The sequence below is a fragment of the Streptomyces sp. NPDC037100 genome, from assembly GCF_055606225.1.
The window spans coordinates 109928-135671 of the sequence record NZ_JBVJSX010000005.1; the positions used below are offsets into that span (position 1 = coordinate 109928).

Here is a 25744-nt window from a genome sequence, read left to right on the forward strand (position 1 = left end):
GGGGTTCCGGGGCACTCGGGGGGTCGACGGACTACCGGCCGAGGCAGCAGGAGGCATCCGTGGCCGTTCGCCATCACCTGATCCGAGTCGGCCCGGGCGCCGTGTGGGACGTCCTCGCCGACGGCCACCGCTACGCCCAGTGGGTGGTGGGCACCTCCGAGTCCCACCCGGTGCGCGGACAGTGGCCACGCACCGGAGCGGCGATCCGCTACGAGGTCCGGCTCGGCCCGGTACGGCTCACCGACGAGACCATCGTCCGCCACTGCGACGAAGGCGCCCGGCTGGAGCTGGAGGCACAGGCCGGCGCGCTCGGCTCCGCACGCATCGCGATCGAGCTGCGGCCCTGGGGCGAACACTGCCTGGTGATCGTGGACGAGCATCCGCTGCGCGGCGCGGGCGGCCGGTTGCACAACGTCGGCTTCGAGGCGCTGATCCAGCTGCGCCACCGCGCCATGCTCGCCCGGCTGGCCAGGCTGTGCGAGGCAGAGGCACAGGTCCCGGGAGGCACCCGTCGCGGCCTCGGCCAGGTGACGGCCGGGCCCGACACGGGCGGGGCCGGCCATGCCTGACGCCGTGGTGATCGGCGCGGGCCCCAACGGCCTGGTCGCCGCCAACCTCCTCGCGGACGCCGGGTGGCACGTCGAGGTGCTGGAGGAGCAGCCCGAACCGGGCGGCGCCGTGCGCCACGACCGAGGCGTCGACCCCGTGTTCGTCAACGACCTGTTCAGCTCCTTCTACCCCCTGGCCGCGGCATCGCCCGTCCTGGCCGCACTGCGCCCCGAGGAACACGGACTGCGCTGGAGCCACGCCCCCAGCGTGCTGGCCCACCCCCTCACCGACGGCAGGTGCGCAGTGCTGGACCGCAACGTCGACACCACCGCCGCGTCCCTCGACACCTTCGAACCGGGCGACGGAGCCGCCTGGCAGCGGCTGCACGACGTGTGGCAGAGCGTGGGCCCCGACCTCCTCGACGCCCTGTTCACCCCCTTCCCGCCCGTCCGGGCCTCGGCGCGGATCGCCTGGCGACTGCGGGCCGCGGGCGGACTGCGCCTGGCCCGCTCCCTGGTGCTGCCGGTGCGCCGCCTGGGGGAGGAGGAGTTCCGCGGCCAGGGTGGACGCCTGCTGCTGGCCGGCAACGCCCTGCACGCCGACCTCGCCCCCGAGTCGGCGGGCAGCGGCGGCTTCGGCTGGCTGATGGCCATGCTGGGCCAGACCTACGGCTTCCCGGTCCCGGTCGGCGGCTCCGGTGCGCTGACCTCGGCCCTGGTGCACCGCCTGGAGACCCGCGGCGGCCGGGTGCGCTGCGGACAGCGCGTGGAGCACGTCGTCGTCCGCGGCGGGCGGGCCGTCGGCGTGCGCACGGCGGCCGGTGACGCGGTGCGGGCCCGGCGGGCGGTCCTGGCGGACGTGTCGGTGCCCGCCCTGTACGGCGAGCTCCTCGACCCCGCCCACCTGCCCGCGCAGGTCCTCGACGACCTGCGGCGCTTCCAGTGGGACTTCGCCACGTTCAAGGTCGACTGGGCGCTCGACGGCCCGGTGCCCTGGCAGGCCGAGCAGGCCTCCCGGGCCGGTACCGTGCACCTCGCCGACGGCATGGACGAGCTGACCCGGTTCGCCGCACAGATCGCCATGCGGGAGGTCCCGGACCGGCCCTTCCTGATCTTCGGCCAGATGACCACCTCCGACGCCTCCCGTTCCCCGCAGGGCACCGAATCGGCCTGGGCCTACACCCACATCCCCCACGAGATCCGCGCCGACGCCGCCGACGAGGGCATCACCGGCAGCTGGGGCACCAAGGACCAGGAGCTGATGGCCGACCGCGTCGAACGCCAGGTGGAGCGCTTCGCGCCCGGCTTCCGCTCGCTGATCCGCGGCCGCCGCATCCTGGCGCCCCCGACCCTGGAGGCGCTCGACGGCAATCTCGTGGGCGGCGCCATCAACGGCGGAACCACCGCCATGCACCAGCAGCTCGTCTTCCGGCCCCTGCCCGGCACCGGCCGCCCCGAGACGCCGGTGCCGGGCCTGTACCTCGCCTCCTCCGGAGCCCACCCGGGCGGCGGCGTGCACGGCGCACCCGGAGCGAACGCCGCGCGGGCCGCCCTGCGCCGCAACCGGCCCCCCGGCCTCGCCCGCGGACAGCGGCTCCTCGCCCGTCGCGACCGCGCCGGGGCCAGGCGCTGACCCAGGGGGACGCAACCGGCACGGGAAGGAAGGGCAGCCCATGAGCAGCAGCCCGCTCGCCGAGCGCACCGTCGTCATCACCGGAGCTGCCCGCGGCGTGGGCGCCGCCCTGGCCCGCGAAGCCGCCCGGCGCGGCGCCCGGGTGGGCCTCGTCGGACACGAGAAGACCGTTCTGGACGAGGTGGCGGCCTGTCTGCCGGGCCCCGCCCTCGCCGTGGAGGCCGACGTCACCGACCTCTCCGCGCTGGAAGCCGCCGCGGACACCGTGCGGGCCCACCTCGGCCGTCCCTCCGCCGTGGTGGCGAACGCCGGCATCGCCGAGGGCGGTTCCCTGCTGGACTCCGACCCGGCCACCTGGCGCCGCGTGATCGACGTCAACCTCACCGGCAGCGCCCAGACCGCCCGCGCGTTCCTGCCGGACCTGCTCGACACGGCGGGCTACTTCCTCCAGGTCGCCTCCCTGGCGTCGATCGGCGCCGCCCCGCTGATGAGTGCCTACTGCGCCTCCAAGGCGGGGGTCGAGGCCTTCGCGCACTCCCTGCGGGCGGAGGTGGCGCACCGCGGGGTCGGGGTCGGCATCGCCTACCTCAACTGGACGGACACCGACATGATCCGCGACGCCGACCGGTACGCGGTCCTGCGGGAACTGCGCCTGCACATGCCCCCGCCGGCCCGCCGCGTGTACTCCGTGGAGGTCGTCGCCGCCCGCCTGGTCAAAGGCATGGAGCGGCGGCGTACAGCCGTCTACGCCCCGGCGTGGCTGCGGCTGGCCCAGCCGATACGCCCCGCCATGCCCCCCGTGGTCCTGCGCGTCGCGCGCCGCGCACTGCCCCGCCTGGAGGCCGCGGGCCCGGTCCGCCACACCGGGCCGCTCGGCGCCGGCGGCCTGGCCGACCGTGCGGCTGCAGGAGAGGGGCCTGACAGGGGGTGACCGGCCGGGCCCGGCCGGGCGCGGTCATGCCGGACACTGGTCATCAGGAGAAGGGAGGCCGACCGTGCTGACCGGAGTCCGAGAACAGCTGGGCCAGGCCCTGTTCCGCCGCGTCGCGGGTCCGGGCGGGCCCGCGACCCGCGCCCGTATCCACCACACCCCCGGACCGCGCTGGTTCGGGCCGGAGCGGCCGATCCGCACGGTCCACGGTGACGCCTCGATGTTCATCGGCGGGCTGACCGCGCTGCTCCTGCAGTCGCTGCATCCCCTCGCGATGGCGGCCGTCGCCGGGCACTCCGGCTTCCGCGGCGACCCGTGGGGCCGGTTGCAGCGCACCAGCACCTTCCTGGCCGTCACGACGTACGGCACCGCCGCGGACGCCCAGCAGGCGGTCGACCGCGTACGCGGCATCCACGAACGGATCCGCGGCACGACGGCGGAGGGAGTGCCGTACCACGCGGCCGACCCTCATCTGCTCGGCTGGGTGCACGCCGCCGAGACGGACAGCTTCCTGCGCGCCCACGAACGCTACGGGGCCCGGCCGCTGGACGAAGCGGGCTACGACGCCTACGTCGCCGACACCGCGCGCGTCGCCGAGGCGCTGGGGGCGGTCGACCCACCGCGAAGCCGCACCGAGCTGGCCGAGTGCCTGACGGCCTACCGGCCCGAACTGCGGGCCACGCCCGAGGCCCGGGCGGCCGCCCGCTTCCTGCTGCTCCAGCCTCCCCTGCCCCTGGCCGTCCGCCCCTTCTACGGCGGGCTCGCCGCGAACGCCGTCACCCTGCTGCCGCCCTGGGCGCGCGGCATGCTGTGGCTGCCCCGGGTCCCGGTCGTCGAGGTCCTCGCCGTGCGTCCCACCGGGCGGGCCCTGACCCGGACCATCCGCTGGGCCATGACCCCGGCCCGGGAGGCCTGACCTCAGGGCGAGCGGCCCGGCGAACCCCGGCAGCGCTCAGGGCTGCCACCCCAGCGCCCGCGAGATGCCCCGCGCCGCCACCCGCACCGCCGGGCCCAGGACCGGCACCTGGGCGTCCGCGTGGGGCACCACGATCGACACGGCGGCGGTCACCGTGCCGTCCGCGCCGCGTATTGGCGCGGCCACCGACAGGGCGTCCTGCGTGACCTGACGGTCGCTCACCGCGATCCCCGACCTGCGCACTTCGGCCAGCGCCCGGCGCAGCCGCTCCGGTTCGGTGATCGTGTACGGGGTGAAGGACGGGAGTTCGCCCGCGCAGTACTCCTTCTGGAACACCGGGTCGCCGTGGGCCAGCAGGGCGAGTCCGACGCCGGTGGCGTGCAGCGGCCAGCGGGCGCCGACGCGGATGTGCACACCGACCGCCGACCGCCCCGAGAGCCACTCGATGTAGACGACGTCGGACCCGTCCCGCACGGCCAGCTGCACGTTCTCGTGGGTCGCCTCGTACAGGTCCTCCAGGTACGGCAGCGCGATCTGCCGCAGGGCGAGGCCTCGCGGGGCCAGTGCGGCGAGTTCCCACAGCCGCAGCCCGACGTGGTAGACCCCGGACTCGTCCCGCTCCAGGGCGCCCCAGTCGGTGAGCGCGCCCACCAGCCGGTGCGCGGTGGTCAGGCTCAGCCCGGCCCGCCGGCTGATGTCCGTCAGGCACAAGGCCGGGTGCTCGTGGTCGAAGGCCGCGAGCACGGACAGCAGCCGGTCGGGCGCGGTGGGGCCGGTCATGGCCGGTTGTCTCCCGGGTGGGCGAGGTCGTAGGGGCGGGGGTAGGCGGTCGGGCGGTAGGAAACGTAGCGGGGCTCGGTCGTCGGGTCCTCCTGCTGCGCGCGGGAGTTCAGGGTGCCGGGCGACACGTCCCAGCGGCCCGTGTCCAGGCGGTCTTCCAGAGCGTCCAGGGCGCCCAGCGTCTCGCCGGTGGTGAAGGTGCAGTGGCCGGGGCCGTCGACGTACGCCTGGCGCAGCAGCCCCGCGGAGCCCCCGGCCGTGGCCGCCCGCCGGTAGGCGCTCTCGGCCTGCACCGGGATCAGCGCGTCACCCGTCGTGTGGATGTTCAGCTGGGGGTCGGTGAGCCGGCCGGAGGGCACGCTGGTGTCGCGCATCCACTCCACGGCCGACGCGTCCGCCGAGATCCGGGGTGCCCGGCCCAGGGCCGAGAGGTCGGTACGCAAGGACAGGCCCGCCTCCTTGTAGAGCTCAGTCACCTCTTTGTACAGCGGGGACCGGGCGAGCATGGCCCCGTAGTCGACGCCCGTGTTCCAGGACGGGTTGCCGCCCGCCCGGCTCTCGGCCTCCTGCCGCCAGCTGAAGGCGGGCCTCTGGATGAGCCCTCGGACGGCGGCCGACTGGTTGGACTGCTGGGTCCCCCAGTCGGTGGGGCCCGGCTTCGTCTGCGAGGCGTCGTTGTAGCCGGGGATGTTGTGCAGGGCGGCCGCGAGGCCGATGCGGGCCCGGCCCTCGGGGGTCTGCTGGGCGGCGTCGACCTTCGTGGTGAGGCTCTTCGCGGCGGCGACCGCCTCGGCCTGGTCCGCGAACCCCGCGAGCCGGATGCCGGAGTCCGGGGCGAGCAGTGTGCGCAGTGCGAACACCGGGTCCAGGGTGCTGTTCCAGTTGGCGACGCCACCCTGCACCAGCCCGCACATCGACAGCGAGCCGTCGAAGCGGTCGGCGTGCCGCTCGGCGAGCATGGTGGTGACGAAGCCGCCGTACGAGGTGCCCCAGGCGAGTGTCCGCCGGGCCGGTCCGAACTTCTCGGTGAACAGGTCCAGCGTGGCGAGCTGGTCGGGCACCGCCTCGGTGACCGCCCAGCCGTTCGTCGCGTACGAGGAGCCGATCAGGGCGTAGCCCTCGGCCAGCAGCTTGTCCAGGGCGGCCGTGCTCGGTGTGTTCTGGGCCCGCTTGGGGGATCCGGCCGGGGCGTAGCCGTGGCTGTACAGCAGCACCGTGCCGTTCCAGGACGCGGGTACGTCCATCACGTAGACCGCGCCGGAGGAGAGCTCGCCCTCCAGGTGGGCGTCGGTGGCGCCGGCGGCCTGCGCGGGCAGCGCGGTCGCCATGGAGAGGCAGGTGGTCAGGAGGGCGAGGCGGATCCTCAACGCGGGATTCCTTCCAGGGTGGGGGTGGCGGCGGGGGAGTCCAGGGCGTCCGTGTGCGTCTCGCGCAGCCGCCACACGGTGACGGCGGTGATCGCCGCGCCCGCGCACAGCAGCAGCGAGACGGGCGTGCTCCCGCCCCCGTACGAGGCGAGGAGGCTGCCGGCGATCAGCGGGGAGAAACCGGCGCCGACCAGGGTGGCCGCCTGGTAGCCGAGGGAGGCACCGGTGTAGCGGACGCGGGTGCCGAACATCTCGGTGAGCAGGGCGCCGAGCGGCCCGTACATCGTGGACTGGGCGACACCGTGGCCGAGCGCGAGGGCGAGGATGAGCAGGCCGGGCGAGCCGGAGTCGACCAGGGCCAGTACGGGGAACGCGAGCGCCGCCGAGGCGACGGCACCGGCGAGGACGACGGGCCGGCGCCCGACCCGGTCCGACAGTGCGGAGGCGGCGGGCAGGACGACGAGGGCCACGCAGGAGGCGACGGTCACCGCGGTCAGCACCTGCGGCCGGGTGTACCCCTCGTCGACGGCGTAGGAGATCATGAAGCTGGTCAGCAGCGACTGGGCGGTGAACGCGCCGATGCCCACGCAGGCGGCCAGCAGCACGGGCTTCGGGCGGCGCAGCACCTCCACGATCGGGGGCCGGCCCACCGGCTCCCTGCGGACCTGCGCGAACAGCGGGCTCTCGGCGACCTTCAGACGCACGAACAGGCCGACGGCCAGCAGCACGATGCTCAGCAGGAACGGCACCCGCCAGCCCCAGGAGCGGAAGTCGTCGTCCGGCAGCGTGGCGACGAGCGTGACCACACCGGCCGACAGCACGGATCCGAGCGGGGCGCCGAGCTGGGTGAAGCTGGACCACAGGCCGCGCCGGGCACCACGGGCGTGCTCGGCGTGTTCGACGACCATCAGCATCGCGCCGCCCCACTCGCCGCCGATCGCGATGCCCTGCACCACGCGCAGGGCGACCAGCAGCACCGGCGCCCAGACGCCGATGGTGTCGTACGTCGGCAGCAGGCCGATGAGGAAGCTGCCGGATCCCATCAGGACCATGGTCAGCAGCATCATCGACTTGCGGCCGATCCGGTCGCCGAAGTGCCCGAAGACGATGCCGCCGAGCGGCCGGGCCAGATAGCCCGCGGCGAAGGTGCCGAACGCCGCGATGGTGCCGACCGCCGGATCGGCCCGCGGGAAGAACAGCTCGCCGAAGACGAGCGCGGCGACGGTGCCGTAGACGAGGAAGTCGTAGAACTCGACGGTCGTGCCGAGCAGGCCGGACACGGCGACGCGGCGCAACTGCCGGGAATCGGGAGAGGTTTGAGGGGAGGACGGGGTTGGCTGCACGGTGGGCTCCCAGGGGACGGGGCGCGGTTGAACCGTGAAGTTATGCATCCATCGTGCAGCCGTCAATCATTTGCACAACATCAGTTCAGGCCGTCCTCCGCGATCCGCAGCAGCAGCGCGTGCAGCGTCTCCCGCTCCGCCGGGTCCAGCGGGCCGAGCAGTTCGCCGGTCACGCGCAGGCCGGCCTCGCCGGTGTCGCGGAGGAAGTCGCGGCCGCTCTCGGACAGGACGACGATCCGGCTGCGGCGGTCGTCGGGGGAGGGGCGGCGCTCGGCGAAGCCCAGCTTCTCCAGGTCGTCGACCAGGCCGACGATCGCGCTCGGGTCGTAGCCGAGCCGCGCGCTGAGTTCGCGCTGCAGGGCGCCGTCGGTGGTGGCGAGGAAGCGCAGCACCGCGTAGTGGCGCAGGCGCAGACCGGACTCCTGGAGGCAGGCGTTGAAGAGCTGCCCCGAGCGCAGGCCCAGGCGGTACAGCAGGTACCCGGTGTCGGCGTGCAGTCCGCGCATCCACGGCTCATGGGCGTCGATGGGCTTCGGGGTGACGTTCTGGCGTGCGATGGCGGGCTCCCTGTGCTCGGTACGTGGTGAGAATTCCAGCATCCCGCACCCATGGGTCATCAACAACTATTGACGTCAACAATTATTGCTCTTAGCTTCGATCTCGCAGTCGAACCCGTGCGACGCCAGTGGAACCCGTGCGACGCGCAGTCGAACCCGTGTGAAGGGACCCACCCGTGCCCAGCATCGATCTCTCCGGCAAGGTCGCCGTCGTCACCGGCAGCGGCCGCGGCCTCGGCCTCGCCTATGCCCACGCCCTGGCCGCCCACGGCGCGTCCGTGGTCGTCAACGACGTCGACGAGGCGGTGGCCGAGGCGGCCGTGAAGTCCATCGGGGAAGCGGGCGGCAAGGCCGTCGCCGAAGTCGTCCCGGTCGGCACCTCCGAGGCCGCCGAGCGGCTGGTGAACCGCGCGGTCGAGGAGTTCGGCCGGCTCGACGTCCTCGTCACGAACGCGGGGATCCTGCGCGACAAGGTCCTGTGGAAGATGACCGACGAGGACTTCGACGCGGTGCTCACCACCCACCTCAAGGGCACCTTCACCTGCGCCCGCGCCGCCGCCGTGCGCATGCGCGAGCAGGGCGAGGGCGGCTCGCTGATCCTGGTCGGCTCCCCGGCCGGGCAGCGCGGCAACTTCGGCCAGACGAACTACGCCGCCGCCAAGGCCGGCATCGCGGCGATGGCCCGCACCTGGTCCATGGAGCTGGGCCGCGCGAACATCACCGTCAACGCGATCGTGCCGGTCGCCGCCACCGCGATGACCGAGACCATCCCGGCCTTCGCCCCGTACATCGACGCCATGAAGAGCGGCGAGCCGCTGCCGGACTTCCTGCGCAAGGGCGAGGGCTTCGGCACTCCTGAGGACTGCGCCGCCCTGGTCCCCTTCCTGGCGTCGGAGGCCGCCCGGGGCGTCACCGGCCAGTGCGTCGGCATCGGCGGTGACAAGGTGGCACTCTGGTCGCATCCGCAGGAGATCAGGACGGCCTACGCCGACGGCGGCTGGACCCCGGACGCGCTGGCCGACGCCTGGCCCACCTCGGTCGGTGCCGAGCTGCAGTCGGTGGGCATCCCGGCGCCGAAGTTCCCGGAGGCGTGATGGACCGCTCGATGAACGTCGACGACCTGGTCGCGATCGACGTCCACACCCACGCCGAGGTGTCCTCCAAGGGCCACTCCTCCCTGGACGAGGACCTGCACGACGCGTCCTCGGCCTACTTCAAGGTCGAGGGCAAGCGGAAGCCGACCCTGGAGGAGACCGCCGCCTACTACCGCGAGCGGAACATGGCCGCCGTGATCTTCACGGTCGACGCCGAGTCCGCGACCGGCACCCCGCCCGTCCCCAACGAGGAGGTCGCCGAGGCGGCCGCCGCCAACGCCGACGTCCTCATCCCCTTCGCCTCCGTCGACCCCTTCCGGGGCAGGGCGGGCGTCAAGCAGGCCCGGCGGCTGGTCGAGGAGTACGGGGTGAAGGGCTTCAAGTTCCACCCCAGCATCCAGGGCTTCTTCCCCAACGACCGGGCGGTGGCGTACGACCTGTACGAGGTGATCGAGGAGACCGGCGCGATCGCCCTCTTCCACACCGGCCAGACGGGTATCGGTGCCGGGGTCCCCGGCGGGGGCGGCATCCGGCTGAAGTACTCCAACCCCCTGCACGTGGACGACGTGGCGGCCGACTTCCCGCACCTGAAGATCATCCTGGCGCACCCGTCCTTCCCCTGGCAGGACGAGGCCCTGGCGGTCGCCACCCACAAGCCGGGCGTGCACATCGACCTGTCCGGCTGGTCGCCGAAGTACTTCCCGCCGCAGCTCGTGCAGTACGCGAACACCCTGCTGAAGGACAAGGTGCTCTTCGGCTCCGACTTCCCCGTCCTCACCCCCGACCGCTGGCTCGCCGACTTCGACAAGCTGACGATCAAGGACGAGGTGCGGCCGAAGATCCTCAAGGAGAACGCGGCCCGCCTGCTCGGGCTGACGACACCGTAAAGGGGCGTGACATGCGCAACGAGGGACTGGGGTCGTGGCCCGCACGCCGGGCCCGCAAGACCCCGCACCGCACCGCCCTGATCCACGGCGACGCGTCCGCCGACTACGCCACGCTGTACGACCGCACCACCCGTCTGGCCCACGCCCTGCGCGCCCGGGGCGTGCGGCGCGGCGACCGCATCGCCTACCTCGGCCCGAACCATCCCTCCTACCTGGAGACCCTGTTCGCGGCCGGCACGCTCGGCGCGGTCTTCGTCCCGCTCAACATCCGCCTCGCCGGACCGGAGATCGCCTACCAGCTCGCCGACTCCGGCGCGCGGGCCCTCGTCTACGGCCCCTCCTACGCGGGTCTCGTCGCGGGCCTGCCGGGAAGCACGGACGTACGCCTCTACCTCGAGGTGGGCGGCGAGTACGAGGCGGCCGTCGCGGAGGCGTCGCAGGAGCCGGTGGACGAACCGGTCGGAGCCGACGACACCTGCATCATCATGTACACCTCGGGCACGACCGGCCGCCCCAAGGGCGCCATGCTCACCCACGGCAACCTCACCTGGAACGCGGTCAACGTCCTCGTCGACACCGACCTGATCGCCGACGAACGCGCCCTGGTGTCCGCCCCGCTGTTCCACACGGCGGGCCTGAACATGCTGACCCTGCCGGTCCTGCTGAAGGGCGGCACCTGCGTCCTGGTCGACGCCTTCGACCCCGACGCCACCTTCGACCTCATCGAACGGCACCGGATCACCTTCATGTTCGGCGTGCCCACGATGTTCGACCAGGTGGCCCGCCACCCGCGCTGGCCCGACGCGGACCTGTCCTCGCTCCGCATCCTCACCTGCGGCGGCTCCCCGGTCCCCACCCCGCTGATCGCCGCCTACCAGGAGCGCGGACTGACCTTCCTCCAGGGCTACGGCATGACCGAGGCCGCCCCCGGCACGCTGTTCCTGGACGCCGAGCACGCCGTGAGCAAGGCGGGTTCGGCGGGTGTGCCGCACTTCTTCAGCGACGTCCGCGTCGTCCGGCCGGACCTGGCGCCGGCCGCCGTCGGCGAGGTCGGCGAAGTCGTGGTGCGCGGCCCGCACGTCATGCCCGGCTACTGGGGGCTGCCCGAGGAGACCGCCGCCTCCTTCGCGGACGGCTGGTTCCGCAGCGGCGACGCGGCACACGTCGACGAGGACGGTTACGTCCACATCGTCGACCGCATCAAAGACATGATCATCTCGGGCGGCGAGAACGTCTACCCCGCCGAGATCGAGGACCGGCTCCTCGCCCATCCGGACATCGCCGAGTGCGCGGTGATCGGGGTGCCGGACGACAAGTGGGGCGAGGTGCCGCGCGCGGTCGTCGTGCCCCGCGAGGGCGCCGTACTCGACCCCGACGAGGTGCTCGCGTCGCTCGCGGGCCGCCTCGCCAAGTACAAGATCCCCAAATCGGTGGTCCTCGCGGACGAACTCCCGCGCACCGCCTCCGGAAAACTCCTCAAGTCCCGTGTCCGTACGCGCTACGGCCAGCAGTAAGGATCCGCATGAGCATCACCGTCAACGGTCTCGACGAACTCAAGAAGCTCGCCGGCAGTGACCTCGGCACCAGCGAGTGGATCGAGGTGACGCAGGAGCGCATCGACACCTTCGCCGACGCCACGGGCGACCACCAGTGGATCCACGTGGACCCCGATCGCGCCAAGGACGGCCCCTTCGGAGCCACCATCGCGCACGGCTACCTCACACTGTCCCTCTTCATCCCCCTGTTCACCGAGCTGCTGGACGTCCAGGGAGTGACGACGAAGGTCAACTACGGCCTCAACAAGTTGCGTTTTCCCGCCCCGGTGAAGGCGGGCTCCCGCATCCGCCTGACGGCGAAGCTCGCCGAGGTCGAGGAGGTGCCGGGCGGTGTGCAGATCACCGTCGAGGGCGCCATCGAGATCGAGGGCGGCACCAAGCCGGCCGCCGTGCTGCAGAGCCTGTCGCGGTTCTACGCCTGAGGCCGCGCGGGCACCAGGTCCAGAAGGCGTTCCGAGGCGTCGCGGACGAGCGGTGAGAGCCGCTCGTGCACGGTCCGGAACGTCTTCTCGGCCTGTTCGGCCGGCCAGTCGTCCGGCAGATGCCCGACGGGCAGCCGTGGGTCGCGCCGGACGATCTGCAACCACTCCGTCTGGAGCCGGAGCCGCAGCACGAGGGCGTCGTCGGCGTCCGGCAGGTCGTCCTCCCACGGCTGCCAGCGCCGTACGAACCCCGCGTAGCGCCCGGCGAGGTCGGACAGTTCCCACGTCTCCTCGATCATCTGGCCGATGTCCATGCCACTGTCGGCATGGGCCCGGAAGACCTTCACATGGGCGGACAGGCCGAGCTCGGCCACCAGGTCCGACACGTCGGCCTCGCCGGGGGCGATCCACAGGCCGTTGAAGAGCGGACCGAAGCCGCTCCAGGTCAGCCGGGAGCGCAGGTCGTGCCGCTGGCGCTGCCAGGACTCCGGCAGGGAGAAGCCGAGCAGCGTCCAGGTGCCGTCCCACCGCCGGTTGACGGCGCCCGTCCGCCAGATCCGCTGCTCGCCGTCGCGCAGCACCGCCTCCGAGCGCTCGGTCAGCCCGAAGTACATCCGGCGGCCCTCGCGCTGGCGGCGCAGCAGGTCACGGCCCGCCATGCGGCTCAGCGTGGAGCGCGTCGCCTGCTCGCCGATCCCGGCCCGGGCGAACACGTCGATGACGCTTCCCGAGTACACGCACACGTCACGGCCGAGCACCTGGTCGCCCAGGAACGTCAGCATCAGGGACTGGGGCCGCAGCGACTCTTCACCGGTCACGCGGCCCACCGTACCTCCGCTCCATCCGTCGGTGACCTGCTGGTACGCCGGATCAGGACCCTTCGACGTCCACGAACACCGGGTTCGAGTAGAACCAGGTGTCCGCCCACGGATCACCGTCCCCGGGCGCGTGCGGGACGGGCCCGTGCGGGTCGACCGCGGCGCCGAGGCAGCCGGCGCCGTTGCGGTTGCCGTCGCTGCCGCGCAGCCGGACGTAGAAGGACTCCTCGCCGACGGTCAAGGGGACGCGCAGGGTGTAGGTGCCCGTGCGGCCGGAGACGTCCTCGGTCCGGACGACCCGCGTGTCCGGGGCCTTCCAGGCGTCGCGGTCGGCGACCGGCCCGCGCACCGCGCCGCGGATGACGTCCACATGCGCCAACTCGGGCAGGATCCCCCGCGGGTTGGGCCGGGAGGCGGTCGTCACCGTGACGTTCAGGGTGACCCTCTCGCCCTTGCGGACCCGCAGCCGGCCGCCGAGTGTCACGCCCCGGCCCCGGTCGCGGTCCCGGGTCAGACGGACGTCGAGCCCGTCGAGCAGATGCCCGTGGTCCAGCCAGACCCGGCCCGCGCGCATCCCGGCCATCACCGCGCGGTAGCCGTAGCCGGTCACGCCCACGTGCGTACGGCTGAACTGGCCGGGCCAGAAGTCGCTGCCCGGCTGCGGGGTGTCGGTGTTCACCGGGTCGGGCAGCTTCCCGGTGTTGTCGAAGGTCTGCCCGGGCTGCCAGTCGCCGTTCTTCCAGGTGTCGAAGACGATCCGGTGGGCGTCGGAGTTGGTGGTGACCGAGAACAGCCGCCCCTCGGCGAGCATGGAGTCCCACAGACCGCCGACGGTCGCGGTCGCCCAGTCGAAGCCGCCGTAGGTGAGGTAGGCGTCCGCGGGGTAGCCGGGCCAGGACTGCGCGGACGGCTTGTTCTCGTACTCGCCGCGGATCGACGTGGCACCCCGCCGGCCGGGGATGGCAGCGCCCTGGGCGCCGGGCGCGCCCTCCATGCCGATCATGATCCCGGGCGCCGCGTCCCGCCAGTTGCGCAACTCGTGCGGGGAGTCGATGCCGAGGCGCAGGGGATGGTTGGCGAGCACCAGCACGTCGTCGACGTAGCCCGAACGACGTTGCTCCGCGAGCCACTTGAGGCCCTTGAGGGCGTGCGCCTCGTTGCGGGCGGTGTCCGCGTCGGCGGGGCCGCCCTTGTCGTAGGCGAGGAGCTTGCCGTCGTAGGCGCTCTCGAAGCGGGTCAGTACGTCGACCTCGTGCGGACCGGGCGCGGTGAACACCGTGCAGTGCTCGGCGGCCGGGATGTACCACTCCAGGCCCTGGAAGATCAGCTGCCGCGGGTTCTCCGCCCGCGCCTTCAGGATCTCCCTGTGCTCCATCGCGGCCCCGAAGTCGGCGTGCCCGAAGTTGGAGTGCTCGGTGAACACCATCCAGTCCAGGCCGTACTCCGCCCCCTTCGCGGCCAGCTGGGAGAAGGTGTACTTGGCGTCGTGGCTGTAGACGGAGTGGATGTGGTGGTCGCCGACGAGGTAGGCGAGGCGCGGGTCCTCACCGCCCGGCCGGCCACGGTCACCGGCGGCCAGGGCGGGGGTCCGGGACGTCGCCGCCGAGCCGAGCGCGAACGCGGCGCCGAACAGGCCCGCGCGGCGCAGCAGCCCGCGGCGGGACACGCCCTGCGGGTCGAGGGCGGCGGGGGAGACGGACGGATCGGCCCAGGCGGGCAGCTGCTGCTCGGTCATGATCGGAGGCCCTTCGGGATCAGTGGTTCATGAAGGAGGTGACGGGCAGCGCCCGCGCGACGATCCGGACGTCGCCGAGCCGGCCGTGGAAGATCTGGTCGATCTTTCCGCCGTACTCGTAGCCGCCCAGCAGCCACGGCAGCCCCACGGAGGTGATGCCGACGGAGGACGCCCTGGGGTTGCGCAGCACCGGGCAACCCTCGACGTACAGCGTGGTGTGCCTGCCGTCGTTGACGACCGCCAGATGCCACCAGGTCTCCAGCGGCGTCTCCTGGCCCCAGTTCGTCGCGATGCCCTGCTGGTCGAGCGGGCGCATCGCCCACTGCGGCTCACGGTCGTTGGACAGCGACAGCGTGGCCAGCGGCTCGTCCGGGTCGTCGGCGGTCTTCCCGGCGGCGCCTCCCGTGCCCGTACGCGAGACCAGACCTGACCAGGCGTTGTGGTCCGGGTCCCAGTCGGCGGGCAGCCGGTAGAACGCCTCGACGGTGTAACCGTCCCCGAAGGTGTCCTCGTTCAGCGGGGCGCCGTCGACCGTGCGCAGGTAGGCGCCCTTCAGCGGGGACTTGAAACCCTGGAACTCCAGGCTGCCGTGGCCCGGCTGGTCGGGGTGGTGGTCGGCCGACCAGCCCAGCGTGCCGCCGCCCACCGCGACGAGGGAGAGGTCGTTGCCCCGCCCGGACAGGTCGCGGACCGTGCCGTCCGTGCCGCCGACGGGTTTCTCGAAGCGCCAGTACGCCATCGTGCCCGGGACGAGCAGCTTCGAGACGGGCCGGGCCGGACGGGCGGGCACGGGCGCGAAACCGGAGAAGCGCTCCTCGAAGTCGATCTCGACGGAGAACCGGTCGGCGTCGCCGCTCAGTTCCATCTCCTGCCGCTCCAGCTCGTTGAGCCCCTTCGCGGCCCGGCCCATGATCCACGGCGAGAGCGTCTCCACGTCGATGACCCCGCGGTCCAGGTCGAACCGGTAGAGACGGATCATCGCCGCGCCGCCGAAGTAGCGGTTCTGGTAGTTCGTCAGGTGCAGATGGACGTCGTGCCCGGCCGCGTTCTTCCGCGTCGCGCGCCCGGCGGGCCAGTAGTGCCCGCCGAGGGCCAGGAAGATCTGGTCGTGATCCTCGATCAGCCGGTCCCACAGCTGCTGCCCGTAGTCGGACAACGTTTCGTCCGCGACGACCAGTTCGTGGGTCGTGAGGATCACCGGTGTCTTCGGGTGCTTCGCCAGGACGTCCTTCGCCCAGGTGTAACCCTGCGGCGACAGCCGCCAGTCCAGCGCGAGCACCAGCCACTCCCGGCCGCCCGCCTCGAACCGGTGGCAGGTGTTGTAGCCGTCCGGGGAGGCCCCGCCGAACGTCGGCTTCCCCTCGAACCGCTGCGGCCCGAAGGCGTCCAGGTACGGGGTTGCGCCGCGCTGGTCGGTCGTCGACGACTTCACGTCGTGGTTGCCGGCCAGGACGCTGTAGCCGACCCCGCGCCGGTCCAGCAGCCGGAACGCCTCGCCGATCGCGGCGAACTCCTCCTTCGCGCCGTTCTGCGTCAGGTCGCCGAGGTGGGACAGGAAGACGATGTTCTCCTCCCGGCCGTGCTCCAGCAGATAGCCCAGCGCGGCTTCGACCGGCGCCTTGTCGATGCTGGGTCCGTCGAACAGGTACTGCGTGTCCGGCATCACCGCGAGCGTGAAGCGGCGGCTGCGCGGGTCGGGACGCCGGCTCGCGGGTGCCGCCCGCGCGGTGACGGCCGGCAGTGCGGTCACCGCGGCGGCGGTCGCGCCGAGCAGCGCGGTGGCGCGGAGGAAACCGCGTCTTCCGGCCGCGGCCCGGGGCGCTTCGCCCGGATCGTGGTCGTGCGAAACGCACATGGGTGCTCCATGGGGTGACTGAGAGGGGGAAGAACTCAGAGAACGCGCAGCGTCCAGCTCCAGCGATGGATGCCGGCCGCGACGAGGTGGGAAGCGAAGGTGTCGGGCCCGCACGACGCCGTGCCGAGCCCGCGGTGCGCCGCGTCGATGTGCACCACGCACCCGGCCCGCGGCACCAGTTCGTCATGGTGCGCGACAGCGGCGAGGTCGGCCGCGCGATGCCGGGTCACGGACACCTGACGGGGCCGGTCCAGCCGCACCGTGAGACCGGTGGCGTCGGGCGCGGACAGGGTGAACCGGCGCACGCCGTGCCGTCCGCCGCTCTCCTGGGGCCGCAGGTACGGCGTGAACAACTCGTCCACGGGGAGGCGGTGGTGGCCGACCGGCGCCCCGGCGGCCCGGTCCGGATACGACTCCCAGGGGCCCTGCCCGAACCACTCGAGGAGGTTCAGCCCCGCGGCTGTCTCGAACACGGACCCGACCCGGGCCACGTCGTTCAGCGCCTCGGGCAGCTCGGCGCTCTCGTCGACGACCAGCCCGCCGTCCACGGCCGTCAGTACCTGCTCGTGCCGAACGGTCCCGCCCGCGCAGAGGTGGTCGGACACCACGGTCACCCGGCCCGGGGCACGCCGCACGGAGACGACCTTGCGGCGGGGTGTGTCCAGCTCCCAGTCCCGCCAGCGGGCCGCCATGCCGCCCAGTTCGTCGTTGTCGGTCGGCGCCCGCCACAGCGACAGCGTGGGCGCGGCCGTCAGCATCGGATGGACCAGCAGCCCGTCCTCGTCGACCTCGACCGTGCCGTCGGGGACCCGGGTGTGCGCCGGCGGGTGCGCCGCCCGCAGCCGGACCTGCGGCAGGCACACCACCGTGCCGCGCGGTGCCCACGGCTCGTCCCGGGCCGTCGTGACCCGCAGTGTCAGCCACGCCTCGCCGCCGTCCTCCGGCAGCGCGATCGGCAGCGGCACCGCGGCCGTCTCGCCCGGTCGCAGAGCGGGCAGTTCGGCGGGCGCCGTCAGGGTGGCGCCGTCGGCGAGGGACAGCTCCCACTCGCCGGACAGCCACTCCAGGCCCCGGAAGTGCTGGTGGTTGCCCAGGACCACGCCCTCGTGCCGGAAGGACTCGATGCGCACCGGCGCGGCGATCTCCCGGTGCTCGAACATCACGGGCTTGGGCGTGCGGTCGGGAAAGACGATGCCGTCGGCGATGAAGGCGCCGTCGTGGTCGGTCTCACCGAAGTCGCCGCCGTACGCCCAGCGATGCCCGGGCGCGGCGACACCGTTGTCATACAGCCCGGCGCCCCCACGCCCGGCCGGTCTGCCGTCGTTCACACGCTGGAGGATGCCGTGGTCCCAGAACTCCCAGATGAACCCGCCCTGAAGACCCGGGGTGGTCTCCATGGCCGCCCAATGGTCCGCCAGCGTGCCGTTGCTGTTGCCCATGGCGTGCGAGTACTCGCACTGGATGAGCGGCTTGGTCTGGGTGCCGGACATGGCGTGGGCCAGACAGTCCTCCAGCGGTGCGTACATCGGGCAGGCGATGTCGGAGGCCGGGCCCGGATCGGCCCAGCCGCGCTTGGCGGCCCCCTCGTACTGCACCGGCCGGGTCGGGTCGTGGCGCCGCACCCAGCCCGCCGCCGCGTCGTGGTTCGCGCCGTAGTCGGACTCGTTGCCCAGCGACCAGATGATGACGCAGGGGTGGTTCTTGTCCCGCAGCACCATCCGTGAGACCCGGTCCACGAAGGCGTTCAGGTAGCGCGGGTCGTCGGCGATCTCGTGGGCGTGGTCGTGGGACTCGATGTCCGCCTCGTCGACGACGTAGAACCCGAGCTCGTCCGCCAGGTCGTACAGGGCCGGGTCGTTCGGGTAGTGCGCGGTGCGGATCGCGTTGAAGCCGAAGCGCTTCAGCAGCACGAGGTCCGCGCGCATGTCGTCGTAGGTCACCGTCCGTCCGGTCAGCGGGTGGAAGTCGTGCCGGTTGACGCCCCGGATGAATACCCGCTCACCGTTGACCAGCAGGTCCCGGCCGGCGATCTCGACGTCACGGAAGCCGACGCGGTGCCGGGAGGTGTCGGCGACGGTGCCGTCGGCACGGTGCAGGCGGACGGTCAGGCCGTACAGCTCGGGCGTCTCGGCGTTCCAGGTGCGCACCCCCGGCACGGCGGCCCGCAGCCGGGCCTCGCCGAGGAAGCCGGAGACCCGCTCGTCCTCGGCGTTGGCGCGGTCGAACTCCGCGTCCTGCGTGAGCAGGTGTCCCTCCAGCTCCCCGCTGACGTACCAGCCCTCGGGCAGCGCCCCGCCGGCGTCCCGCACCCGGCAGTCCACCAGCAGGTCGCCGTCCCGCCGGGCCCGTACGGTCACGTCCGCGAGGTGCAGCGGGTCGACGGCGTACAGCAGCACCGAGCGGGTGATCCCGCCGTGCCACCACTGGTCCTGGTCCTCGATGTGCGAGGCGTCCGACCACTTCACGACGGTCAGCCGAAGGACGGCCCGCTCCCCGGGGCGCACCAGGCCCGTCAGATCGAACTCGGCGGCCAGGTGCGAGTCCTTGGAGATCCCGACGGGCCGCCCGTCCACGTGCACCAGCGGCACGCTCTCGGCGGCCCCGACCTGAAGCACGATCCGCCGCCCGGCCCACTCGGCGGGCACATCCACACAACGCTCGTACACCCCGGTCGGGTCGGCGGCGGGCACCTGCGGCGGGAACTCGGCGAACGGCATACGGACGTTCAGATACCGCGGGAGATCGTCCGTGCCCTGCACGGTCCAGACACCGGGGACGTACGACGACGCCCAGACCTCCCCGAGCGGGGCGTCGGGCGCGGGCAGCAGCTGGAAGCGCCAGTCGCCGTCGAGCAGGACGGCTCCGGGGCGCCGGTCGACGGCGTTCATCGGCAGGCGGCCCCAGGAGGTCACCTCGGGGGCCTCCCAGGGACGCAGGGCGATCAGGGGATCGGGACGTTCGTCGGTCATGATCATTCCGAAGTCGCTGTGGCGGGGCGGGGCAGGACGCGGCCCTGCAGGCCCCAGACGGGGTCGACGGGGATGCCGAGACGGTCCAGGACGGTGGGGGCGATGTCGACGAGGCGGGGCGCGGTGAGCCGGGTTCCTCCGGGCCCGCCGGGCTCGGCGAGGATGACGAAGACCTCCCGTTCGGCACGCGAGTCGCCGCCGTGGCCACCGGAGTCGAGGTGACCGTGGTCGGTGGTGATCAGCACGGTCCAGCGCTCCCGGACGCGTCCGGGATCCGACGCCCGGGCCTCGATCGCGTCCAGGAGGTGCCCGAGGCGGGTGTCCTGCGCGAGGAGGGCCCGGTCGTACGCGGGAGAGAGGGGGCCGGTGGCGTGGCCGGCCTCGTCGGTGGCGCCGAAGTAGACGAACATGACGTCAGGGTCGGACTTGGTGAGCCAGCGAATCGCGGTGCGGGCGACGCGGCGGTCCGCGGTGTCATAGCCCCTGGATTCGCCGTTGTGGCGCACACGCCGGCCGATGGCCCGGCCCAGGGTGCCCCGGCGGACCAGCGCCGGCCAGGACACCGCGGCGGCCGTGCGCAGACCGGGCCGGGCGGTGGCGGCGCGGGTCAGGAAGTCGGGGTAGCGGGCGTAGTCGGCACCTTTGAAATCGTTGCCGGTGACGCCGTGGCGGTCGGGCCACACCCCGGTGAGGATGCTCGACCAGCCGGGGCCGGAGTCGGTGTAGGCCGTGCCGGAAGTGGGCTCGTCGTCGGCTCGACCGTAGGGCAGCAGGCTCGTGCCGACGGCGCCTTCGGCCATCAGGGCGTGCAGGACCGGGGCGTTGGCCGGCGCGTGGGTCAGCCGGTCGTAGCGCAGGCCGTCCATGCCGACGACGAGCACTTTGGGGCGCCCGCTCTCGGTGTCGACGTCCGTCACTGGGTGCCTCTCTCGTGTGGTTACCAAGAGCTCGGGACCGTCGGCCGGGGTCTTGGCCGCATGTCCGTCGTGGCTGGTCGCGCAGTTCCCCGGGCCCCTTCGGGGCGCGGCCCGGGGGCGTCAACTGCCCTGCACCGCCCCCTCCGTGGCGCCCGCGATGAAGCCGCGGGCGAAGAGCGTGAAGACCACGACCAGGGGCACGGAGGCCATGAGGACACCGGCCATGACCATGCTGTAGTCGGTGGTGTGGCCGACATGGAGCTGGGCCAGTGCCACCTGGAGGGTGAGGTGGCTCGGGTCGTTGAGCACGACCAGGGGCCAGATGTAGTCGTTCCAGGCGCCGACGAAGGCGTAGATGGCGAGGAAGGACAGCGCGGGCCTGATCATCGGAAGCACGATGTTCCAGTACTGGCGGAAGAACCCCGCGCCGTCGATGCGCGCGGCGTCGAGCAGTTCGTCCGGCACGCCGTTCTCGATGTACTGGCGCAGCCAGAAGATGCCGAAGGCGTTGGCGAGGGCGGGCAGGACCAGGGCCTTGAGCGTGCCGACCCAGCCGATGTCGGACATGAGGATGAACTGCGGCAGGACGGCCAGCTGGAGCGGCAGCATCATGAACCCGACCAGCATGGCGAACAGCACCTTGCGGCCGGGGAAGTCGAACTTGGCGAAGGTGAACGCCGCCAGGGAGTCGACGAACAGGACCAGGACGGTGGTGACGCACGCGACGACGAGCGTGTTCAGCATCGACCCGAAGAAGTCGATGGTGTCGAGCACGTGCCGGATGTTCTCCAGCAGGTGGGAGCCGAAGGTCAGCTTCGGAGGGCTCTTGTAGATGTCCTCGGTGGTGTTCGTCGCCATGACGATCGTCCACACGAACGGGAAGACCGAGACCAGGACGGCCAGGACGAGGACGATGTGCGCGGTCAGGCCCTTGGGGCGCCGGGACCGCCTCGGGACCATTGCGGTCATGACTTCCTCCCGCGCTGGACGACCCGCCAGTTGACGACGACCAGCACCATGATCAGCACGAAGAAGGCCCACACGATGGCCGCGCCGTAGCCGTAGTCGTTGTTGACGAAGGCCGACTGGTAGAAGTACAGCAGCGTGGTCAGGCCGGCCTGGCCGGGACCGCCGAGGTTCGGGTTGGCGGCGTTGCTGCCGAACAGGACCTGGGGTTCGCTGAAGCTCTGCAGGCCGTTGATGGTCGAGATGATGACGGTGAACAGGATGATGGGCCGCATGATCGGCATGGTGATCTGGAAGAACGTACGGATCGGTCCGGCCCCGTCCAGCCTGGCCGCCTCGTAGATCTGGGTGGGGATGGCCTGGAGGCCGGCCAGGTAGATGATCATGTTGTAGCCGGTCCACATCCAGGTCATCAGCAGCGCGATGACCAGCTTGATCAGCCAGGGATTGCTCAGCCACGGGACGGGTGGGATGCCGACCGTGCCGAGGATCGCGTTGACCAGGCCGAAGTTGTTGCTGAACACCGCGCCGAAGAAGATCGACACGGCGACGATCGAGGTGACGTTCGGTATGTACAGGGCGATGCGGTAGAAGCCCTTGAAGCGGCGCACCGAATGCAGCAGCGTCGCCAGCACCAGGGCGCCGAACAGGGTGGGGACGGTGGACAGCACCCAGATCACCAGGGTGTTGCGGATCGACAGCCAGAAGACCGGGTCGTCCCAGAGGAACCGGAACTGGTCCAGTCCCACGAACTGCACGGTGCCCATGCCGTCCCAGCGCTGGAAGGCGAGGTACAGCGAGTAGAAGACCGGGAAGAGCGAGAAGACGCCGAAGATCAGGAAGAAGGGCGAGATCGCGAGGTACTGCCGCCAGTGGGACAGCACACCGCGACGCTCTGGCCGCACGGCGCCCGCGGGCGCCGTGCGCCGCGGGCGGAAGCGGGCCGGGCCGGTTCCGCCGTGGTGCCGGGGCACCGCGGCGGAACCGGTGACCGGAGGTGACGCCATCGCTCAGCTCACCCCCTGCCGCCGGGCGATCTGCTTGGCCTGACCGACCGCGTCCCTCCAGGCGTCGTCGGGCTTCTTGCCCTTGGCCTCGATGCTGGACAGCTCGGTCATGAACGGCGCCATGACGGCGGCGTCGGCGGGTGCCTCATAGCTGGACGGGATGGCCTTGGCGGCCGGACCGAAGACCTCGATGATCTTCTGACCGCCGAAGAACGGGTCACCGCCCGTCATGGCCGGGGAGGAGTAGGCCGCCGGTGCGGCGGGGAAGATGGCGGCGTCGGTGAAGCCGCGGGCGTCGTTCTCCGGGCTGAGGATCCAGCTGATGATCTTGAACGCTTCTTCGGGGTTGCGGCACTGCTTGGGCAGGGCCAGGTAGGAGCCGCCCTGGTTGGCCGGTCCACCGGGCATCGCGCAGACCCGCCACTTGCCCTTGGTCTTCGGGGCCGCCTGCTCGATGTCCAGGGCGTGCCAGGCGGCACCGAGTTCGGTGGTCAGGGTCTTGCCGATGGCGGCGTTCCAGGTGTTGTCGTTGATCTTGGCGTCGAGACCGAGGGCGTAGGGGCGGACCGCCGTGGTCCACGCCTTGCGGATGTGGTCCTGGTCGCCGATGAAGCGGTTGTCCTTGTCGATGAACCGCTCGGTGCCCTGCCCGACCGCCATGGTGAAGACCGAGCCGATGTTGTTGACCAGGTAGGTGCCCGGCACCTTCTCGCGCAGCTCGGTGCCGAGCGCGAAGTACTCCTCCCAGGTCCCGGTCCGGGCGGCGACCTTGTCGGGGTCGGTGGGCAGTCCGGCCTTGTCGAAGAGGTCCGCCCGGTAGAAGAGGGCGGTCGGGCCGATGTCGATCGGGAAGCCGATCTGCTTGCCGTCCTCGGTCTGGGCGAGCTTGGTCTTCCAGTCCAGGTACTGGGACGCGATCTTCTTGAAGCCCAGGTCGTTCAGATCGAGGAAGCGGCCCGCGTTGGGCAGGAAGGACGCCATGTCCTCGCCCTTGATGCCGGTGATGTCGGGCACGGAGGCGCCCGCCGCGAGGGTGGTGGTCAGCTTCTGCTTGAAGTCGCCGCCGATGGAGGCGGTGGTCAGCTTCACCTGACCGCTGAAGTGCGTCTTGGCCTCGGCGACCACCTTGTCGCTGAGTGCGCCTCCCCAGTACCACAAGGTGAGGTTCTTGCCGTTCTTGCTGCCGGTCGAGCCGGATCCGCCGCCGCAGGCGACGGTCAGACCGGAGGCGGCCGCCGTGAGCGCGGCGGCCTGGAGGAAGCCTCTACGGGAAAGGTCCACGGGTCACTCCTGTTGTTCCTGTTCGACGTGGAGAGGGGTGGGAGGGTCAGTGCGGCCCTTCGGAGGCGCGCGGACCGACGGGGATGTGAGGGGAGGGCGGGGTGACGGGGGCGTGGTGCAGGGGCGGCCCGGGATCGGCCGGGACGCGGTCGGCCAGGAAGCCGTAGGCGCGTCGCAGTCCGGGGTCGCTCAGGGAGCGCCACCAGCGGTCGATGCCGTACCAGCCGGGGGCCGCCAGGGCACCGCCGTGGTGCCGTACGGACAACCCGGCCGCGAGCACCGCGAACCGCAGCCGCTCCGCCAGTGGCCAGCCGCCGAGGGAGGCCGCGACGAAGCTCGCGCCGAAGACGTCCCCGGCACCCGTCGCGTCCAGGACCTCGGTGTCCAGGGCCGGGACCTCGGCGTATTCGCCGGTGATCTGGTCGACGGCGATGGCGCCGTCCCCGCCCCGGGTCACCACGGCGACCGGCACCAGCTCCGAGAGCGTGCCGAGCGCGGCCAACCCGCTGTCGGTGCGGGTGTAGGCCATCGCCTCGGTCTCGTTCGGGAGGAAGGCGTGGCACAGGGAAAGCTGGTCCAGGAGGGCCGTCGACCACTGCTGGGTGGGGTCCCAGCCGACGTCGGCGTAGATCTGTGTGCCGTTCGCCGCGGCCTTGGCGAGCCACTCGCGAGGCCGGGCCTCGAGGTGCACCAGGGCGGTCCGCGCGCCGGGCGGGTCGCCCATCAGCACGTCCTGCGAGTACGGCGGCTCCTGGCCGTGGGTGAGCAGGGCCCGGTCCTGGCCGTAGGCGACGGAGACGGTGACCGGGGTCGGCCAGCCGTCCGCCGTACGGGAGAGCGAGAGATCGACGCCTTCCTGGTCGCACAGGACGTCCCGGCAGTACTCGCCGTAGAAGTCGTCGCCGAACACCGTGGCCAGGGAGGTCCTGAGGCCGAAGCGGGAGGCGGCCACCGCGAGGTTCGCGATGCCGCCCGGGCCGCAGCCCATGCCCTGGGTCCAGATCTCCTCGCCCGGCGTCGGCGGCTTGCCGAGCCCCGTCAGGACGAGGTCGTAGAAGAGCAGCCCGGTCAGCAGCACATCGGGCCGGTCACCGTCCACGGATGTGTCCTCTCGCTCAGGGCTTCGACGGAGATCGTCAAAACTCTTCATCTCGGTGACCGGAATCGTGCGCCGCTCCAGCGAGATTGGTCAATACCCGAGCAGAAATAAGCATGGCGATGATTGGAGATGACGAGTAATGTGCACGCCGTGCTGGCAGAACGACGACACCAACTCATCCTGCGGGCCCTGCGCGCCGGCGGGCCCGCGGCCGTGACCGACCTCTCGGAGCAGCTGGGCGTGAGCCCTGCCACAATCAGGCGTGACCTGGTCAAACTGGAAGAAGACGGGCTGCTCACCCGTGTGCACGGCGGCGCTGTCGTGGAGGAGGGCGACCAGCCCTTCGCCGAGGTCGCCGGGGTACGCGTCACCGAGAAGGACGCCATAGCCGAACGCGCCGCCGCGATGGTCAGGGACGGTCAGTCGGTGCTGCTGGACATCGGGACGACGGCCTACCGGCTGGCCCGGCAGCTGCACGGCCGCCGGCTCACCGTGATCACCAGCAACCTGGTGGTCTACGAGGAACTCGCGGACGACGAGGGCATCGAGCTGGTCCTGCTCGGCGGGATGGTCCGCCGCGAGTACCGCTCCCTGGTCGGCTTCCTCACCGAGGACAACCTGCGCCAGCTGCACGCCGACTGGCTCTTCCTCGGCACCAGCGGGGTACGGCCCGGCGGGCAGGTCATGGACACGACGGTCGTGGAGGTGCCGGTCAAGCGCGCCATGATCAAGGCAGGCGAGAAGGTGGTGCTGCTCGCCGACGCGGCGAAGTTCCCGGGGCACGGGATGGCGAAGGTCTGCGGCCCTGAGGACCTGGACGCGGTGGTGACGAACGAGCCGGTCGACGCGGTGACGCGAGCCTCCTTCCAGGAGGCGGGCGTCGAGGTGGTCGTGGCGGGAAAGGTGCAAGCTTGAACTCTCTCCCGGCCGACGGGCGCCCGGACCGGGCCGCCCCGCCGTCGCGTGCACAGCGAGCTCTCACACGCTCGACACCAGCCGGGCTGGAACCAGCCCGGGGGCCTGAAGCAAGTTCAAGGAGGTGGCGCGTGTTCGGTTCCCGCGA

22 protein-coding genes are annotated in these 25744 nt (G+C 72.0%); 9 read left to right on the forward strand and 13 right to left on the reverse strand.

Annotation, left to right across the window (positions count from 1 at the left end):
- Nucleotides 1–59 precede the first annotated feature (59 nt).
- From ACZ7EG_RS17940 to ACZ7EG_RS17955, 4 genes are all read left to right on the forward strand, one after another.
- Nucleotides 60–569: an SRPBCC family protein gene (locus ACZ7EG_RS17940; RefSeq protein ID WP_471079105.1), complete on the forward strand. Its 510-nt coding sequence runs from the start codon at nucleotides 60–62 to the stop codon at nucleotides 567–569.
- Nucleotides 562–2181, forward strand: a complete 1620-nt coding sequence (locus tag ACZ7EG_RS17945; protein WP_471079108.1) for a phytoene desaturase family protein — start codon at nucleotides 562–564, stop codon at nucleotides 2179–2181. Before ACZ7EG_RS17940 ends, ACZ7EG_RS17945 begins: the two co-directional genes overlap by 8 nt.
- Before the next feature lie 40 nt (nucleotides 2182–2221).
- Nucleotides 2222–3112 carry an SDR family oxidoreductase gene (locus ACZ7EG_RS17950; protein WP_471079111.1) on the forward strand — a complete coding sequence of 297 codons (891 nt, stop codon included), beginning with the start codon at nucleotides 2222–2224 and terminating at the stop codon, nucleotides 3110–3112.
- A gap of 64 nt (nucleotides 3113–3176) precedes the next feature.
- Complete coding sequence (locus tag ACZ7EG_RS17955; protein WP_471079114.1) at nucleotides 3177–4028, forward strand: oxygenase MpaB family protein; 852 nt, start codon at nucleotides 3177–3179, stop codon at nucleotides 4026–4028.
- 36 nt (nucleotides 4029–4064) lie between these two features.
- Here ACZ7EG_RS17955 and ACZ7EG_RS17960 read toward each other — a convergent pair whose 3' ends face one another.
- From ACZ7EG_RS17960 to ACZ7EG_RS17975, 4 genes are all read right to left on the reverse strand, one after another.
- Entirely contained in the window at nucleotides 4065–4808 is a 744-nt protein-coding gene (locus ACZ7EG_RS17960) for an IclR family transcriptional regulator (protein ID WP_471079117.1), read from the reverse strand.
- Nucleotides 4805–6175 (reverse strand): alpha/beta hydrolase family protein, encoded by a 1371-nt coding sequence (locus ACZ7EG_RS17965; RefSeq protein ID WP_471079120.1) that lies wholly within the window; start codon nucleotides 6173–6175, stop codon nucleotides 4805–4807. The genes ACZ7EG_RS17960 and ACZ7EG_RS17965 overlap by 4 nt, the downstream gene beginning before the upstream one ends.
- Complete coding sequence (locus ACZ7EG_RS17970; RefSeq protein ID WP_471080370.1) at nucleotides 6172–7470, reverse strand: MFS transporter; 1299 nt, start codon at nucleotides 7468–7470, stop codon at nucleotides 6172–6174. Before ACZ7EG_RS17970 ends, ACZ7EG_RS17965 begins: the two co-directional genes overlap by 4 nt.
- A 128-nt stretch (nucleotides 7471–7598) precedes the next feature.
- Nucleotides 7599–8024, reverse strand: coding sequence for a MarR family winged helix-turn-helix transcriptional regulator (locus ACZ7EG_RS17975; protein WP_471080373.1), 426 nt, complete (start codon nucleotides 8022–8024; stop codon nucleotides 7599–7601).
- Nucleotides 8025–8251: 227 nt separating this feature from the next.
- On the opposite strand from ACZ7EG_RS17975, the gene ACZ7EG_RS17980 reads away from it, so the two are divergent.
- From ACZ7EG_RS17980 to ACZ7EG_RS17995, 4 genes are read left to right on the forward strand one after another with little or no spacing between them, the layout of a single operon-like run.
- Nucleotides 8252–9169: an SDR family NAD(P)-dependent oxidoreductase gene (locus ACZ7EG_RS17980; protein ID WP_471079123.1), complete on the forward strand. Its 918-nt coding sequence runs from the start codon at nucleotides 8252–8254 to the stop codon at nucleotides 9167–9169.
- Nucleotides 9170–9180: 11 nt separating this feature from the next.
- Nucleotides 9181–10056 (forward strand): amidohydrolase family protein, encoded by an 876-nt coding sequence (locus tag ACZ7EG_RS17985; protein ID WP_471079126.1) that lies wholly within the window; start codon nucleotides 9181–9183, stop codon nucleotides 10054–10056.
- Between the two features lie 11 nt (nucleotides 10057–10067).
- Complete coding sequence (locus tag ACZ7EG_RS17990; RefSeq protein ID WP_471079129.1) at nucleotides 10068–11570, forward strand: acyl-CoA synthetase; 1503 nt, start codon at nucleotides 10068–10070, stop codon at nucleotides 11568–11570.
- A gap of 8 nt (nucleotides 11571–11578) precedes the next feature.
- Entirely contained in the window at nucleotides 11579–12034 is a 456-nt protein-coding gene (locus ACZ7EG_RS17995) for a MaoC family dehydratase (RefSeq protein WP_471079132.1), read from the forward strand.
- Here ACZ7EG_RS17995 and ACZ7EG_RS18000 read toward each other — a convergent pair.
- From ACZ7EG_RS18000 to ACZ7EG_RS18040, 9 genes are all read right to left on the reverse strand, one after another.
- Nucleotides 12025–12852 (reverse strand): PaaX family transcriptional regulator, encoded by an 828-nt coding sequence (locus ACZ7EG_RS18000; protein ID WP_471079135.1) that lies wholly within the window; start codon nucleotides 12850–12852, stop codon nucleotides 12025–12027. The genes ACZ7EG_RS17995 and ACZ7EG_RS18000 overlap by 10 nt on opposite strands.
- Before the next feature lie 52 nt (nucleotides 12853–12904).
- Nucleotides 12905–14587 carry a PHP domain-containing protein gene (locus tag ACZ7EG_RS18005; RefSeq protein WP_471079138.1) on the reverse strand — a complete coding sequence of 561 codons (1683 nt, stop codon included), beginning with the start codon at nucleotides 14585–14587 and terminating at the stop codon, nucleotides 12905–12907.
- A 19-nt stretch (nucleotides 14588–14606) separates the two neighbouring features.
- Nucleotides 14607–16442 carry a LamG-like jellyroll fold domain-containing protein gene (locus tag ACZ7EG_RS18010; RefSeq protein ID WP_471079141.1) on the reverse strand — a complete coding sequence of 612 codons (1836 nt, stop codon included), beginning with the start codon at nucleotides 16440–16442 and terminating at the stop codon, nucleotides 14607–14609.
- 35 nt (nucleotides 16443–16477) lie between these two features.
- On the reverse strand, nucleotides 16478–19411 hold the full coding sequence (locus ACZ7EG_RS18015; RefSeq protein WP_471079144.1) for a glycoside hydrolase family 2 TIM barrel-domain containing protein: 2934 nt from the start codon (nucleotides 19409–19411) through the stop codon (nucleotides 16478–16480).
- Nucleotides 19412–19413: 2 nt separating this feature from the next.
- A complete protein-coding gene (locus ACZ7EG_RS18020) occupies nucleotides 19414–20328 on the reverse strand; it encodes an alkaline phosphatase family protein (protein ID WP_471079147.1) in 915 nt (304 codons plus the stop codon).
- A gap of 120 nt (nucleotides 20329–20448) precedes the next feature.
- Nucleotides 20449–21297: a carbohydrate ABC transporter permease gene (locus tag ACZ7EG_RS18025; RefSeq protein WP_471079150.1), complete on the reverse strand. Its 849-nt coding sequence runs from the start codon at nucleotides 21295–21297 to the stop codon at nucleotides 20449–20451.
- Nucleotides 21294–22178: a carbohydrate ABC transporter permease gene (locus tag ACZ7EG_RS18030; RefSeq protein WP_471080376.1), complete on the reverse strand. Its 885-nt coding sequence runs from the start codon at nucleotides 22176–22178 to the stop codon at nucleotides 21294–21296. Before ACZ7EG_RS18030 ends, ACZ7EG_RS18025 begins: the two co-directional genes overlap by 4 nt.
- Before the next feature lie 126 nt (nucleotides 22179–22304).
- Nucleotides 22305–23582 (reverse strand): ABC transporter substrate-binding protein, encoded by a 1278-nt coding sequence (locus ACZ7EG_RS18035; protein WP_471079152.1) that lies wholly within the window; start codon nucleotides 23580–23582, stop codon nucleotides 22305–22307.
- A gap of 46 nt (nucleotides 23583–23628) precedes the next feature.
- Nucleotides 23629–24681 (reverse strand): carbohydrate kinase family protein, encoded by a 1053-nt coding sequence (locus ACZ7EG_RS18040; RefSeq protein WP_471079155.1) that lies wholly within the window; start codon nucleotides 24679–24681, stop codon nucleotides 23629–23631.
- Nucleotides 24682–24831: 150 nt separating this feature from the next.
- On the opposite strand from ACZ7EG_RS18040, the gene ACZ7EG_RS18045 reads away from it, so the two are divergent.
- On the forward strand, nucleotides 24832–25596 hold the full coding sequence (locus ACZ7EG_RS18045) for a DeoR/GlpR family DNA-binding transcription regulator (RefSeq protein WP_471080379.1): 765 nt from the start codon (nucleotides 24832–24834) through the stop codon (nucleotides 25594–25596).
- Nucleotides 25597–25744 lie beyond the last annotated feature (148 nt).